Source organism: Alkanindiges illinoisensis DSM 15370 (genome assembly GCF_000619845.1).
In the GTDB taxonomy this organism is placed as follows: Bacteria; Pseudomonadota; Gammaproteobacteria; order Pseudomonadales; family Moraxellaceae; genus Alkanindiges; species Alkanindiges illinoisensis.
This window is the reverse complement of sequence record NZ_JHUX01000003.1, coordinates 418,197-433,591: the sequence shown is the minus strand read 5'-3', so window position 1 is coordinate 433,591 and position 15,395 is coordinate 418,197. Positions and strand designations below refer to the sequence as shown.

Here is a 15,395-nt window from a genome sequence, read left to right as displayed (position 1 = left end):
TATCTCAAAAAATATTCTTAGTATTCCTTAACGGCTCTATAGAATCCGTTATTATTGGGTCATGTTCAAACCCACCTATGAGGTTAGAGAAAAACTCAAACCATTTACTACCTAGCCAATTTACAAATTCTGATAGCTCAATATTATTATCATCTTCATAAGCAGGAACCCATAACTGTCTTGCTTGCTTATTACCAATATCAACATAGTGATTCATAGTCATCAAAACAAAACCGTCAATGCCACTAAATTTTTCTTTTTGCAGAAGCATACAAATTGCCGAAAATAGGTTATTAAACTCAATAGCTTTAACACCATCAATTATCAAAATGACCAATCCAGAATAGCTCTCCGCTCCAAAACTCAGTGCTGTTGACTTAATCTGTTGATTTGCTTTTTTAAGTACACGTCTAACTGGCTCGTATTTAACCTCGACTACTTTCCTTCTCTGAAAATCCGTTAGTTCATTGAAATTAAATATCGCAGAGAGCGTTATTTCTCCACGGTCAATCCACTTTCGATATAAGCTTTCTATTTTGGACTGTAATTTACATATCTCAGCAAAATCATTTTGCAAGCTTTTCAGCTCTACATAAATTTTTCTATGCTTATGAAGAAAAGAATAATCCGAATTCAAAAAATTGGGATTACCCCTCAGACCATTCTTAATAACGACTCCCCCAATACTTGAAATAAATTCATCAAAAATTTTCTCTGTATCGAAAGTGTGATGTAACTCTGAGGCCGAATACTCTTTCATATGAATCATCAAATCCTAAAACAAAAAATACCGCTGCGCCATCGGCAACACATCTGCTGGCTCACAGGTTAAATGCACACCATCGGCTTTCACCACATAGGTTTCCGGGTGTACTTCCATCACCGGTAAATAATCATTGTGCTTCATGTCGGTCTTGCGGATATTTCGGGTATTTTTGGCCGGGCTAATCATTTTCTTGAGGCCCAACTGCTCAGCCACGCCATTCTCAATAGCAACCTGCGATAAAAAGGTGATGCAGGACGCATGCACGCCATCCGGCAATGCAGCAAACATCGGACGATAATGCACTGGCTGCGGCGTTGGAATGGAAGCATTGATATCACCCATCGGTGCAGCCGCAATCATGCCACCTTTAATAATCATGGACGGCTTCACGCCAAAAAATGCCGGTTTCCACAACACCAGATCAGCCAGCTTGCCTACTTCTACTGAACCCACTTCATGGGCAATGCCATGCGTAATGGCCGGATTAATGGTGTATTTGGCAATATAACGCTTAATACGGTGGTTATCATTGCGCTCAGAATCGCCATCCAGCGGGCCACGCTGCACTTTCATCTTGTGGGCAGTTTGCCAGGTTCGAATAATCACCTCGCCCACACGTCCCATGGCCTGCGAGTCGGAACTCATCATGGCAATCGCACCCATGTCCTGCAAAATATCTTCGGCGGCAATGGTTTCACGGCGAATCCGGCTTTCAGCAAATGCCACATCTTCGCTGATGGCAGGGTCCAGGTGATGACACACCATCAGCATGTCCAGATGCTCATCAATAGTGTTGATGGTGTACGGACGGGTGGGATTGGTTGAGGACGGCAACACATTGGCCTGCCCAATCGCTTTTAAAATGTCGGGTGCATGGCCACCGCCTGCGCCTTCAGTATGATAGGTATGAATAGTGCGGTCCTTAAATGCGCCTAAGGTAGCTTCCAGAAAACCGCTTTCATTCAAGGTATCGGTATGGATGGCAACCTGCACATCGTACTGGTCAGCCACCGTCAGGCAGTTATCAATTGCTGCCGGGGTTGATCCCCAGTCCTCATGCAGCTTTAAGCCCACCACACCTGCCCTGATTTGCTCGGCAATGGGCTCAGGCAAACTTAAATTCCCTTTACCCAGCAAGCCAATATTCATCGGCAGGCTATCAATTGATTTCAACATGGTCGCAATATGCCACGGCCCCGGCGTCACTGTGGTGGCAGATGTTCCAGCAGCAGGCCCCGTACCACCACCAATCATGGTCGTTACACCGGACATTAAGGCGGTTTCCACCTGTTGCGGGCAAATCCAGTGAATATGGGTATCCACGCCGCCTGCGGTTAAAATCTGCCCTTCACCGGCAATCACTTCGGTCGCTGCCCCTAGCGGAATATCAATATCAGGCTGAATATCGGGATTACCCGCCTTACCAATTTTCCAGATCCGGCCATTTTTAAGCCCCACATCGGCTTTAACAATACCCCACCAGTCCACAATCAGCGCATTGGTAATTACGGTATCGGCGACAAATTCAGCATTCAGCTGGGACTGGCCCATACCATCCCGAATGACCTTGCCGCCACCAAATTTCACCTCTTCACCATAGCAGGTGTAGTCGTGTTCAACCTCAAGCAGCAGTTCGGTATCTGCCAGCCGAACCCGGTCACCTTTGGTCGGGCCAAACATTTCACTATAAGCACGGCGCGACATTTTCATAGGGTATGCTTCCTAAAATCTTCTATTTTTTTCTTTAACAATTAAAGTGCGCCCATTACCCGTCCGGCAAAGCCATACACTTCACGCTTGCCGGCAAGGGCTACCAGTTCAACCTGCCGCACTTGCCCCGGCTCAAAACGCACGGCTGTACCCGCTGGAATATTCAGGCGAAAGCCTTTGCTTTGCTCACGCTCAAATACCAGTGAGTCATTGACTTCATAAAAATGAAAGTGCGAACCAATTTGGATGGGACGATCCCCATGGTTGCTGACATCAATTCGCATAGTTTGACGGCCTGCATTAATTTCAATGTCACCAGCTTCCACAAAAGTTTCACCGGGAATCATGTACTGTTCCTTATTATTGCTATTTACATAATAGGCTGATGCACGGTCACCAGCTTGCTACCATCGGGAAAGGTCGCTTCCACCTGAACCTCGGCAATCATGTCTGCCACGCCATCCATCACATCATCCCGCGTCAGCAGTGTCGTACCATAATGCATCAGATCACTCACACTACGGCCATCACGTGCCCCTTCCAGTAGTGCTGCGGAAATATAGGCAACTGCTTCGGGATAATTGAGCTTTAATCCACGAGCTTTTCGCCGTTCTGCCACCAGCCCGGCAGTAAAAATTAGCATCTTGTCTTTTTCGGTTGGGGTCAGTTCCATAGGTAAGCTCTTTTGTTAACATTTTAATAAAAGCAAGAAGTATGCAAATTTTGCGTTTAATGATGAATAAACCAGCAATTGATATAAGTATCAGGTTTTCCAGATCCTTGGGAGTTCTTCATCCAGACCAAACCATTCGCGGCGGCATTTGGCGCGCAAACCTGCAAAGGCATCCAGACATTGCCGGGTATCGTTGCCCAGGTAACGCGCGATCACGGTATAGCCCAAGCGGGTTAAATGCACGGGCACTTTCATCCGGCTCATCAAGTCCCGTAAAATATTAATATGTTCATCCAGTTTGGCCTCATCGCGGCAGATTTGCGGTGGCACTGCATAAAATGCACCGCTTACGGCTTGCTGGTTTATCCCTAACGGTGAGCTTAGCCAGCGATCATTCCCCTTGAAAGCCAATTGATCCTTAACGAGCAACTGCCCGTTTTGCCAGAGATTTAACTGGTTATGATATTGTCCTGTGTCAAATTTTTCCGCACGGGACTGGCGGCCAATCACCAGAATATCCCAGCCGATAAAAGCAGCACTCGTAACCAAATGAATGGTGGTCTGACTTTCTGCAATGGCTTGGTTAAACAGCATGGTTTCCTGCGGTAGCCACTCTAAAATGGCATTGTCAGCCACCTGTAACTCAATCGCTTGCCTCGCAGTTTGTCCGGTACTGGCGTACCACTTGCCAGCTCCCGGCGTGGTGATCAGGGCATGGCTATCCTGTCCAACGCTAATCTCAATACTTAACTCATCACCGCCTGCAAAGCCTGCTGGTGGATGTACAATAATCACATGGCATACACCGGTGGCTTCTGGCCAAAGCGCTTTTTGCACCCGAAGTGGGCCATTATGTTTACGATGCTTCAAAATGGTGCGATTGATTTGTCTCTCAAAGCCCAGTGATAACTTTGCTTGCCACATTACTTTCACCACCACTCTGATTTGAAGACATCATTGTTCATAGTGAGAGTATTAGCAAAATCAATAAATCCCAGCAACACATCATTTCCTGACATTAAGCAAATCTTTCTGCTGATTATCAGTGTTTGCTTAAAAGGTATGCTATTTCACTTAAGATAGGACTTAAATCCGAGTGATAACGCTAGCACAGCTATCGCAATTACTATCAGTCCGGTGTATGCCATCACTTGCACCCTAATGGAGCAATCTAGATGCTCAAAGGTTTCATTTGTAGTGCATGCCTTAAAGTCTCATCAGTAAAATAAAACACATCATTACTAATAGCTTTGATGAGAGCCTGCTTATTCACAGACCCAGCTTATTAATAACATGATGGGATATCGCAGCCATTTTGCTCAGGCATCTCAATACTTTCCCATCAGTATCAGGCAATCTATCCAAGCACTCTGCATTACTCCTATAACCGCAACCATTCATGATGTTGATCCAGATGCTAAAGTAGAGATAGATTTATCAACCAAAGTGGTTAGTGTTGAAACCAAGGCAAGTGCTAATCAAATCACAACTGCTTTAGCAGAAGATGGTTTTCCGGCAAATGTTCAATAACCAGTTTAAAACGGCAACCCCAGCAAAAGGGAAGCGTTGCCGTTAATCAGCCTCTTACAACTTATGCGGCCATTTTGCGACATTCTTCTGCACATTTTTTACAGGCTTGGGCACAGCGCTGGCAATGATCATCCTTGTGGGTACTGCATTCATCAAAGCAGCGTTCGCATGCCTCAGCACAGACAGCACAAAGTTTCGAAGTGAGGACTGATTGCCGCTGGTCAAATGAAGCACATAATTTGCATAGCTCAGTACATTCCAGACAGCGCTGAATGCACTCTCGCATCATTTCTACATCTTCTTCTCTTAAACACGCATAAGCACAATGGGTACAGGCAAGTGAGCATTCAATACAGGCTTTGGCACACTCAGATAAGTTATTCATCATTTGCATCAGAAGTCTCCCAACTGAAACTGAATAAATAGAATATTCAATTGTGAGCTGTATAGACGCTTAACCCTATATGAGCTTTGTTGATGGCTTGTTGCCGCTTTGGAATAAATTTAGCAAAAAATTTACTAAGCCTTTTTTGTCTTACCAAGAAGAAACTGACGCAGTAGATAAAAGATACCTACAGATCAAGTCACCTTAAGTCAATAAGATACAGATCAATCCCACCTGATCCGCAATGTGATTTGCGTCATACCCCGATTACGCAGAGTATTAATAAACTTACAGGCTAACGCTACATAAGTTGTTGTTGTCTCATTTAATATTCACTTAAGGCTAGGGAGAATATTAAATGAAGCTGATGCACTACTATGAAGCCATTGCACGGGGAGCAGCCAAATACTCAGGTCGTCCGGCGACCTTTTTAATTGCAGTCATTGTCGTTATTGCGTGGGCAGTATCTGGTCCTGTTTTTCATTATAGTGATACCTGGCAACTGGTCATCAATACCGGCACAACCATCATTACCTTCTTAATGGTTTTCCTGATCCAAAATACCCAAAACTCTGATACAACTGCGATTCAACTTAAACTTGATGAATTAATCCGGGTCAAAAAGGCTGCTGATAATGCTTTGCTTAATCTGGAAAACTTAAATAGTGCCGAGCTGGAAGCTTACCGGAAAAAATACCAGATATTGGCTAAAGAGGCTTGTGAGGAACTGGAAGAGCGGATAGAAGATAATAAAGAACCATACAAGGATCATTAAAATTTCGATTATATGAGATTGTAGTTTTTATCTTCATATGCCACCGAAGTATCCAATCATTTAAATTAACCTTTTATACATCATCATTCCCATCTAGCTTAATAGATAGATCCCTAAATAAAGTGATCATAAGTTTTAAAGCCTTCTCAACCACAAACGCGAAGTAACAAAAAATCAAGAAACTCGATGTGTAAGTATGCTATCAACACTGGAAGACTGATATTGGCATAGCCCATGTTATATCAGAAAGATGAAATTGCGGGCAGTCATTGCTTTTAACACGAGATATTTCAAATACATTAAAAATAGATAATCGACACTTTCATCATGCAGTTCAGGTAAGGAGCAAATCATGTTGGCTAGAACAAAAAAATACGCGACCTGGCTGCAATGTACGATACCAGCACTATTAGGTGCCTCTGCTTTCTTGGTGCAGATTTATGCCCATGCAATGCCTAACAAACCACAGTATTTATCAGCACAAGAGAGTGATCCTGTCAAATTACGCTGGATGCAGGGTTTTCCACCACCTAAAGATAAGCAATTAAGATTTGCCGATGGCTCTTTTTTTGAGTTTCCTGCCATGCGCTGGAGTGTGGTGCATATGCGGGATTTTATGCCAACTGTTAATGTATCACGTGGATTATTGGCACCCTCTACTCTATCTTATCAACCTGACCCAAAAATTGATGCCATCAGATTTCGCCCACTGCATACCAAGCAGGATATAACCTGGCAGGACTCACTAGCACAAAATTATACCGATGGCATTATCGTGTTGCATCAAGGGCATATTGTCTATGAGCGCTATCTGGGTGCTTTGACGCCAGATAAACAACATGCAGCCATGTCAGTGACCAAGTCATTAACAGGCACATTAGCTGCCATATTGGTGGCAGAAGGCAAGCTAGATGATAAAAAATTAGTCATTGATTATATTCCTGAGCTTAAAAGCTCTGCCTTTGCCGATGCTACGGTACGACAAGTCCTGGATATGACTACTGCATTGCAATTTAGTGAAGATTACGCCAATCCAAAAGCGGAAATCTGGAGTTATTCGGCCGCAGGTAATCCCTTACCAAAACCACAAGGCTATAAAGGTGCTATTGGCTATTATCAAGCCCTAGAAACTGTTAAAAAGTTAGGAAAACATGGTGAAGCTTTTGGTTATAAAACCCCAAATGCTGACTTGGCAGGCTGGCTGGTCGCACGCGCCAGTGGACAGTCTGTCAACCAGTTACTGAGCGAGCGTATCTGGAGCAAGCTGGGCATGGAACAAGATAGCTATTATTCAGTCGATGAATTAGGTGTACCATTTGCAGGTGGGGGCTTTAATGCTGGCTTACGCGATATGGCTCGTTTTGGTGAATTGATTCGTAATCACGGTGTATGGCAAGGTAAGCAAATTATTCCTGCGCAAGCCGTTGAGGAAATTGCAGCAGGTGGAAGTAAGACTGCATTTGTCAAGGGAGATCATCCGGAGCTAACCAACTGGTCTTATCGTGATATGTGGTGGCATAAGGGCAACGCCCATGGTGCATTTACAGCGCGTGGTGTGCATGGTCAGACTATTTATATCGACCCCACGGCTGAAATGGTCATAGTTCGATTTGCATCCCATCCAGTAGCAGCCAATAGTGCCAACGATGCTACCTCACTGCCAGCCTATGAAGCTTTAGCTGACTATTTGATGAACATCAAAAAATAACCACTATAAAAATCAATGTATTATTTTAAGCGCAAACTTACGTATCAAGCCTGTGTATAAAAATACTGGTGCCTACAAAATAATACTGATTACTGCCTTTGCCTTGATACCATGATCAATCGGTTTTTACTGATCAATGAATATAGCGAATAGGTTAAATGGCCATACGCTCTATTTGCAAGAATATCTAACATCGATAATTCTGCTTGTGAGCCCTGATGTCTCAATCAAGGCTGGGAACACAGACCTGTTAACCAGAATTTTATATATGGGTTCTGTGTTGATGATTAATTTCAACACTGATATGCACCAGTTCTTCGTGAATGCTTAATTTCTCCCGCACCGCATCTGCACTTAATGGAATTGGTGAAAACAACGCTAAAATACAGGCATACTTGCCCTTACCGACTTTCCACACGTGTAGATCAGTGATTTGAATATTTGATGACATCTCATGGATCACTTCTCTCACCTCGTCTACCACCGGCTCATCCATCTCAGCGTCTAGTAATATCTTGCTGGTACTTTTAATGAGTCCAAAAGCCCATACCGCTACTAAGCCTGAACCTACGATTCCCAGTACCGGGTCTAGCCAATTTAAGTGAAAAAACTTGCCTGCCAGTAAAGCAATGATCGCCAGCACTGACGTCGCTGCATCAGCCAGTACATGCAAATACGCTGCTTTCTGGTTTAAGTCATGGTGATGTACGTGATGGTGATGACTATGATGGCTATGCTCGTCATGTGAATGATGATGGTTATCCTTGAGCAGCCAGGCACAGACCAGATTAACGCCTAAGCCAATGACCGCAATCAAAATGGCCTGGTTATAATAAATCGTGACTGGATTAAATAAGCGCTCTACAGAATAAAACAACATGGCAGCAGCGACTACCGATAGAAGAATGGCACTGGTAAATCCACCCAGTATTTCTATTTTCCATGTCCCAAAACAAAAGCGTTGATCATGGGCGAGATATCTAGCCGCTACATATGCCCCATAGGCCAATCCCAGCGCCAGTGCATGCGAACTCATATGCCAGCCATCAGCAAGCAAAGCCATCGAGTTAAAGTATGCACCTCCAGCAATCTCTATCACCATCATGACCACGGTGATAATCACTGCAATTAAAACATTACGTTGAGCCAGTGGATTGCCTGTATCAAATTGATGGTGATGAACTCTGGAATCAGACATACTGTTTTGCCTATCAATTATTGTTAATATACTCCCCACCAGTATATTTTATTTTAGGAATTTTTACGATGAGTCATATCCACGGCGATAAAAATAAGTTAATTAGTCGTATCCGCAGAATAAAAGGACAGGTGAATGCGCTGGAAGACGCATTAGGCCAGGATATTGAATGCTTAAAGGTGCTACAGCAGATTGCTGCAATTCAGGGTGCCGTGAATGGCCTCATGAATGAAGTACTTGAAAACCATCTTAGGGAACATATTGGTAATGAACAAAACCAGCGCGAGCTTGAAGAAGTGCTGACGATTATTAAACGTTATATGAAATAACTTACGCTACAAAAGCTTAATAGCTACATTTAGGGGTGAACCAGACAAACTGCAAGATGCTATGTAAACCACTTATTTGCTTACCAAAAAAAGAATAGTCTTCCTAAAATAGATTCATTAACCAGCGCATCTGGTTTGGTTAATGTTTGCTGATTCCAGCCAGTATCGGTACTTTTAACCCTACGCTTATAATCCACCAGCTCAGTTATGCTACTCAGTAAACCATAAATAGTTTCTCTGGCAGAATCCGTTATGGCTCTGTCTTTCCATTCATGAGCTATATCATAACGGATCAGGTTGCACCTGCGACTAATGCACCTTAGCGATTTCATAAAACCCAATTTCATCTAGTTTAGATTTATGCTCCAGGTCATACAGATAAACCATATTAGTGGGATGTTCAAAAGTCTTCTTCAAGGCCACATGCATGAATTTTGGGAGCTTGAGTTCCTGCCAGAGCTTTTCATAACCTGATGTAATCTGTTGGATATATAACTCATCCTCCAGATAAGCAGGGTCACCATCAATGGAAAACATGACATTTGGGTTTGCCCTTACCAGCAAATCAATAATCATTATTATTCTCTCCTGAAAACCAAGTATCCATCATAAAAAAATCATTAAAAATTATAGGAATCTTAGGTTAAATTTTTTAACAAGATTAATTAGTAATCTATTAAGTTGGTTTTTAAATGAAACCCTGATTTTGTGCTTATTAACCGGTCCATGAAATCCACTACACTGTAGGACGACCTGTCTGGCTTGTAATCATGATGGCATAGCATGAGATAAGGATTGCCAGTACATTTTAAGTATGCTTAGGTAAATACAACATGCACTAGCACATTGCTGATTATATCAATAAACTTATATCTATCATTAGGATAAGATACTTCAGGTTATCGGCTTTGCCTTCCAGGAAAGATGTACTATCACTACTGGCTGTGGCAAACAGGTCATACCAGCAGTTGCCATACAGTTCAGCATTCCAGTAATCGCTTGCTGTCGTACCCGCAGGCAACGTATAGGTCCACGGGCCATCACTGCGGTAATTATTGGCTTGCACGGTAAATGTTACGGCACTGGTCGTATTATTGACCATGCTCAGGACAATACGTGCCTGCCCTAACTTTGATGAGTCTAAAGTCCAGCTTTAAAAGTTTCCTTTTACTTTCCCAAGTTAACTTACCTTCTTTAAGTGCGCGCGTAAAAACTGGATAAAAATTTTGAGGGGAACAGGTAGCTGATGCCGGTTGGCATAGTACAGATAATAACTATGCGTGGCCGTTGACCAGTCCAGCAATAATGGAATAAGGACTCCCTGCCTGATTTCTTCTGCCACATAGGCTTCCACCATGCAGCCAATTCCAATGCCATCTTTGACCGCCTTAATAAGCAAGTCGATATCATTGACAATCAGCGAGCCATTTACTGCCACTTCAAGTACATTCTGGTCTTTTTCAAACAGCCACGGCACCAGGTTCTGGTCAAACTTGCGCAGGCGAATGCAGTTGTGCATTTGCAAGTCCTGTGGTATCTGCGGTGCAGCATGGCGTTGCAGATAGTCTGGAGAAGCAATGACAATCAATCGCGATGCCGGACTGGCCAGCACCCGCATCATGTCTTTTTCAATACGCATGCCGTAGCGGATTCCTGCATCAAAGCGGCCGCTGACAATATCGCTATCGGTATTGTCAATAATAATTTCAAGGCTAATGGCAGGATAGGCCATCAGGAACTGTTTGATGAGCGGCGCAAGCACCAGCTGGGCAGGAACACTGGATACGCTGAGCCTTAAGGTTCCTGTCGGGGTATTGCGAAAGTCGCCAATGGACTCCACCGCTTCCTGTAATTCCAGAAAAGCGGGTCGGCTACGGTTTAGCAGGCGTTCCCCGGCTTCAGTTAAGGCAACGCTACGGGTAGTGCGGTTTAACAAACGCACGCCTAGCCGTTCCTCCAGATTGCGAATGGTCTGGCTTAGGGTTGATGGCACAATTCCCAGTTGAATGGCCGCTTTGGCAAAATTGCCCTGCTCTGCAACCGCAATAAAGGCACTTAATTCAGCAAACTCTGTTCCGCGCATTATTCGCTTCCATCGAATAGTTTATTCATATTATAGGATATTAACATTATTAGCCTCCCGTCGCATAATGCCCGCACTTTTTATGGGTGACTTTGAGAGTATTTATGGCCGGGGCAGTAACAGATCCAACCACTTCCCAACCAAACTGGCTGACGCGACATCGACGCCTGCTGCTGATTGCTGGCCCTGTACTGATTTTACTGATAGTCGCGGTGCTGTTTATTCAGGGTGGCCGCTACATGACGACGGATGATGCCTATATTCAATCAGCCCGCACTGATATCAGCAGCAATCTCGGCGGACGGGTCACCCGGATTCTGGTTCATGAAAACCAGCAGGTTCATCAGGGTGACACCTTATTTATGCTGGATGACCGTGAGTTAAAAATTGCTGTAGACAGTGCCCGAGCCCAACTGGCGAATGCGAAAATGCAAATTGGTGCCCTGAAGGCCACTTACCGTCAACGTCAAAGCGATGTACAGGCAGCCCAGCAAACGGTTGCTTATTTAAAGACCGAATTTGAGCGCCAGAAAAATCTGGCGGCGCAAGGGATTTCCTCACAAGTGCAGCTGGAACAGGCGCATCATGCGTTTGTAAATGCTGAACAGCAGGTCAATGCCAGCAATCAGGAACTGGCCAATGCCCGGGCCAACCTGAATAACAATCCTGATATTACTGTAAATGCTCATCCATCCGTACAGCAGGCCCAGGCCGAGCTTGACCGTGCCTTGCTGAATTTATCCTATGCTGTGGTCAAAGCACCTGTTGACGGAATTGTGGCCAAGGTCGACCAGTTACAAGTGGGCAACTACATTACTGCGGCAACTCCGCTATTTGCAGTGATGTCAAAAAATATCTGGGTACAGGCCAATTTCAAGGAAACCGAACTGACCCACATGCTGCCTGATCAGCAAGCTACCTTTGAAGTCGATACCTATCCGGGACATGTCTTTCATGGCCGGGTCATGAGTTTTAGTCCGGGTACCGGCTCAAGCTTTGCCCTGCTACCGCCGGAAAATGCCACAGGAAACTGGGTAAAAGTGGTTCAGCGGCTGCCGGTGCGCATTAGCATTGATGATCCAGACCCTAGGATTCCATTACATGCCGGTCTTAGTGTTAATGTGAAAATTGACACCCATTATAGCCGCCTGCAAGGTTTGACTCATGGCTGAGCATTCCGCGCATGACTCCATTGATGAGATCATTGAAGATGCCGGGGTTGGGTCAACCGACCCTCATCCACCGCAGGACAATATACCGGCTGCCGGTTTGAATCATGGCCTGATTACCATTTCAGTGATGGCAGCAACCATTATGCAGGCCATTGATTCTACCATTGCCAATGTCGCCTTGCCCAAGATGCAGGGTTCATTGTCTGCAACGCAGGATCAGATGAGCTGGGTGCTGACCTCTTATATTATTGCCACCGCCATCATGATTCCATTAACAGGCTGGCTGGCTGGTCGCTTTGGCCGCAAGAAAGTTTTCCTGATTTCCATTATTGGCTTTACGCTGGCTTCTGCCTTGTGCGGGCTTGCCACCAGCTTGCCGCAAATTGTGTTGTTCCGGCTATTGCAGGGCATTTCGGGTGCTGCCCTGGTTCCCTTGTCGCAAGCCGTGCTGTTTGACATCAACCGTCCTGAGGATTTTGGCAAGGCCATGGCGCTGTGGGGCGTTGGCGTGACCATGGGTCCCATTCTAGGTCCTATGCTAGGTGGCTGGCTTACCGAAGATTACAGCTGGCGCTGGGTATTTTTTATTAATGTGCCGATTGGTATTCTGGCGTTTTTAAGTCTGTCTGCCTCGCTGCCAGAAACCCGGAAACACGCCAATAAATTTGATTTCTACGGTTTTTTTACCTTAAGCCTTGGCCTTGCCGGTCTACAGTTAATGCTGGATCGTGGTGAGCTTAAGGGCTGGTTTGGCTCTTCTGAGATCATGCTCGAAGCCATGGTGGCTGTCATTGGGTTTTACTTGTTTATTGTGCACACCCTGACTCACCCACGGCCTTTTTTAAGCCCGGCCCTGTTTAAGGATCGCAACTTTGTGGCTGGCAATGTATTTATTTTTCTGGTTGGTGTGGTGCTGTTTGCCACACTGGCACTGGTTCCACCCCTGCTCCAGCATCAAATGGGTTATCCGGTGATTACAACCGGGCTGGTCACGGCACCCCGTGGCGCTGGCACCATGCTGGCCATGATGGTGGTAGGCAGGCTAACCGGCAAAATTGATGCACGCTATATCATGGCCACTGGTCTGGGGTTAACGGCATTTTCACTCTGGCAGATGACGCATTTTAGCCTGCTGATGGATAAAGAGCTGATTATTACCTCGGGTATTATTCAGGGCTTTGGCATTGGGTTATCGTATGTGCCGCTGTCAACGCTGGCTTTTGGCACCCTGCCGTCTTCGTTGCGCAATGAAGGCACTGCATTTTTTAATTTACTGCGTAATATTGGCAGTGCCATTGGCATTTCTGTGGTGCAAACCCTGTTGACCCAGAATACCCAGATCATGCATTCGCACATGACTGAACATATTACGCCCTATAACCTGTCTGACCCGGCCTATCACGCCAGCCACATTGTGCCCACCACACAGGCAGGATTGGCAACGCTGGATGGCATGATTACCAACCAGGCTGCCATGATTGCCTATATCAATGATTTTAAACTCATGATGGTTATTACGCTGGCGGTCATACCGCTATTGTTCCTATTAAAACGTCCTAGTCAGGCACCCAGTGCTGATCACGCAGCAGTGATGGAGTAACCATGAAAAAGTCCTGTTCATTTATTGCTGGGTTAGCAATGCTTACTGGCTGTGCGGTCAGTCCTGATTATCAGGCACCTGTATTAGCTGTGCCTGCAACCTATACCAGTCCCAATGAAATCCCGTTACAGGCTACTGGCCAGCATGTGGTTTTGGGAAAGCAATTGAGTGCCCAGTGGTGGAACCTGTTTGCCTCCAGTTCACTTAACAGCCTCATTAGGCAGGCCATTGCCAATAATCAGGATCTGGTTGCAGCCCAGCAGCGCGTCCTGCAAGCCAATGCGCTGGTACAGGCAGAACAGGGTGCCTTCAAGCCACAATTGTCGCTCACCGGCACAGCAGGCCGACAAAAATATGGCGCAGCACTGTTTGGCCCGGCTGATTTTACCATCCCGCCCTTTACCTACTATGAAATAGGACCTGCCTTAAGCTGGTCACTGGATCTGTTTGGCGGTAATAAACGCAGTATTGAGCAGCAACGGGCCATGGCTGCCTATCAGCAATACCAGTTGCAGGCTGCTTATCTACAACTCACCGGTAATGTGGTGGCACAAGCATTGTCCATTGCCACCACTCGGGCCAGAATCAAGGTTACTGAAACCATTATTGCCGAAGATAAAAATACCCTAAAGCTGGTTGAAGCCGCGTTTAAGGGTGGTTCGGGGACAAAAGTTGAAGTACTGACAGCCCAAAGCCAGCTGGATGCTGATTTGGCGCTGCTTCCACCGTTACACCAGCAGTTAAGTCTGGCACAACATGCGCTGGCTGTACTGGCGGGCAGTACACCGGCCAACTCGACAGTTCCTGTATTTAGCCTGAATGACTTCACGCTGCCACAGGAATTACCCGTGAGTTTGCCATCCGAACTGGTGCGGCAACGGCCGGATATTTTGGCCGCAGAAGCTAATTTACAGGCTGCCAGTGCGGCAGTGGGCGTGGCAACTGCCAATCTTTATCCACGAGTGAACCTGTCGGCCAACTTATTACAGGAAGCACTGACACCCAGTGGCTTATTTAAAAGTGTTAATACGGCTTGGGCATTGGCTGCTGGCCTGACTGCCCCACTTTACGACGGAGGCAGGCTTTCTGCCCAAAAACAGGCTGCCGAACATGGCTATCAGGCCACACTGGCACAGTATAAACAGGTAATTCTCAATTCATTTGGACAGGTTGCGGATGTGCTGCAAGCACTACAGCATGATGCCGACGCTGAAGCAGCCCAGCAGCAAGCCGTAAGTACAGCAAGGGCTTCCCTTGAACTTTCACGTAAAAGTTATCAGGCTGGCAATACCGGTTTGCTGCAAATTGAAGATGCGGCCCGGCAGCTAAGCCGCGCACAACTGGGTTTAATTGAAGCGCAGAGCCAGCGTTTTTCAGACACTGCTCAACTTTTTGTGGTACTTGGCGGCTCGTCGCCAAGTACGACATCTACTGCTCAATAGCTGGATTATTGTGATTTGCTCACT

At 45.7% G+C, this 15,395-nt stretch carries 17 protein-coding genes; 7 read left to right on the top strand and 10 right to left on the bottom strand.

Translation table 11 applies throughout. The features are described from left to right. Positions 1–4: 4 nt before the first annotated feature. The 5 genes from Q337_RS0102305 to Q337_RS0102285 form a co-directional block, all read right to left on the bottom strand. Positions 5–760, bottom strand: coding sequence for a hypothetical protein (locus Q337_RS0102305; protein WP_156935678.1), 756 nt, complete (start codon positions 758–760; stop codon positions 5–7). Positions 761–775: 15 nt separating this feature from the next. Next, a complete protein-coding gene (gene ureC / locus Q337_RS0102300) occupies positions 776–2,476 on the bottom strand; it encodes an urease subunit alpha (RefSeq protein ID WP_026470207.1) in 1,701 nt (566 codons plus the stop codon). Between the two features lie 41 nt (positions 2,477–2,517). Continuing rightward, entirely contained in the window at positions 2,518–2,823 is a 306-nt protein-coding gene (locus Q337_RS0102295) for an urease subunit beta (RefSeq protein ID WP_026470206.1), read from the bottom strand. 23 nt (positions 2,824–2,846) lie between these two features. Beyond that, positions 2,847–3,149, bottom strand: coding sequence for an urease subunit gamma (ureA, locus tag Q337_RS0102290; protein WP_026470205.1), 303 nt, complete (start codon positions 3,147–3,149; stop codon positions 2,847–2,849). Between the two features lie 90 nt (positions 3,150–3,239). Further along, entirely contained in the window at positions 3,240–4,073 is an 834-nt protein-coding gene (locus tag Q337_RS0102285; RefSeq protein ID WP_051526493.1) for an urease accessory protein UreD, read from the bottom strand. 369 nt (positions 4,074–4,442) lie between these two features. On the opposite strand from Q337_RS0102285, the gene Q337_RS0102280 reads away from it, so the two are divergent. After that, positions 4,443–4,679: a hypothetical protein gene (locus Q337_RS0102280; RefSeq protein WP_228133064.1), complete on the top strand. Its 237-nt coding sequence runs from the start codon at positions 4,443–4,445 to the stop codon at positions 4,677–4,679. 61 nt (positions 4,680–4,740) lie between these two features. On the opposite strand, the gene Q337_RS18545 is transcribed toward Q337_RS0102280, so the two are convergent. Then, a complete protein-coding gene (locus Q337_RS18545) occupies positions 4,741–5,064 on the bottom strand; it encodes a four-helix bundle copper-binding protein (protein WP_084494772.1) in 324 nt (107 codons plus the stop codon). 358 nt (positions 5,065–5,422) lie between these two features. On the opposite strand from Q337_RS18545, the gene Q337_RS16470 reads away from it, so the two are divergent. Beyond that, positions 5,423–5,839 (top strand): low affinity iron permease family protein, encoded by a 417-nt coding sequence (locus Q337_RS16470; protein WP_034279158.1) that lies wholly within the window; start codon positions 5,423–5,425, stop codon positions 5,837–5,839. A gap of 352 nt (positions 5,840–6,191) precedes the next feature. After that, complete coding sequence (locus Q337_RS16465) at positions 6,192–7,547, top strand: serine hydrolase domain-containing protein (RefSeq protein WP_084494680.1); 1,356 nt, start codon at positions 6,192–6,194, stop codon at positions 7,545–7,547. Positions 7,548–7,809: 262 nt separating this feature from the next. Here the strand turns inward: Q337_RS16465 and dmeF are convergent, their stop codons facing one another. Then, positions 7,810–8,745, bottom strand: a complete 936-nt coding sequence (gene dmeF, locus Q337_RS0102265; protein ID WP_026470202.1) for a CDF family Co(II)/Ni(II) efflux transporter DmeF — start codon at positions 8,743–8,745, stop codon at positions 7,810–7,812. A 68-nt stretch (positions 8,746–8,813) separates the two neighbouring features. Here dmeF and Q337_RS0102260 point away from each other — a divergent pair, with 68 nt between their 5' ends. Continuing rightward, positions 8,814–9,074, top strand: a complete 261-nt coding sequence (locus Q337_RS0102260; protein WP_026470201.1) for a metal/formaldehyde-sensitive transcriptional repressor — start codon at positions 8,814–8,816, stop codon at positions 9,072–9,074. A 309-nt stretch (positions 9,075–9,383) separates the two neighbouring features. On the opposite strand, the gene Q337_RS0102255 is transcribed toward Q337_RS0102260, so the two are convergent. The 3 genes from Q337_RS0102255 to Q337_RS0102245 form a co-directional block, all read right to left on the bottom strand. Beyond that, a complete protein-coding gene (locus Q337_RS0102255; protein WP_026470200.1) occupies positions 9,384–9,650 on the bottom strand; it encodes a hypothetical protein in 267 nt (88 codons plus the stop codon). A 277-nt stretch (positions 9,651–9,927) separates the two neighbouring features. Continuing rightward, entirely contained in the window at positions 9,928–10,182 is a 255-nt protein-coding gene (locus Q337_RS0102250; protein WP_228133104.1) for a phospholipase domain-containing protein, read from the bottom strand. 72 nt (positions 10,183–10,254) lie between these two features. Further along, entirely contained in the window at positions 10,255–11,157 is a 903-nt protein-coding gene (locus tag Q337_RS0102245; protein ID WP_026470198.1) for a LysR substrate-binding domain-containing protein, read from the bottom strand. A 104-nt stretch (positions 11,158–11,261) separates the two neighbouring features. Between Q337_RS0102245 and Q337_RS16460 the strand changes: the two genes are divergently transcribed. The 3 genes from Q337_RS16460 to Q337_RS0102230 are packed head-to-tail and all read left to right on the top strand — an operon-like array spanning position 11,262 to position 15,371. Then, the gene (locus tag Q337_RS16460; RefSeq protein ID WP_084494679.1) at positions 11,262–12,329 is read left to right on the top strand and encodes an HlyD family secretion protein; all 1,068 of its coding nucleotides are present in this window, start codon (positions 11,262–11,264) and stop codon (positions 12,327–12,329) included. After that, complete coding sequence (locus Q337_RS16455) at positions 12,322–13,929, top strand: DHA2 family efflux MFS transporter permease subunit (RefSeq protein ID WP_084494678.1); 1,608 nt, start codon at positions 12,322–12,324, stop codon at positions 13,927–13,929. Before Q337_RS16460 ends, Q337_RS16455 begins: the two co-directional genes overlap by 8 nt. A 2-nt stretch (positions 13,930–13,931) precedes the next feature. Then, positions 13,932–15,371, top strand: coding sequence for an efflux transporter outer membrane subunit (locus tag Q337_RS0102230; RefSeq protein WP_026470197.1), 1,440 nt, complete (start codon positions 13,932–13,934; stop codon positions 15,369–15,371). Positions 15,372–15,395 lie beyond the last annotated feature (24 nt).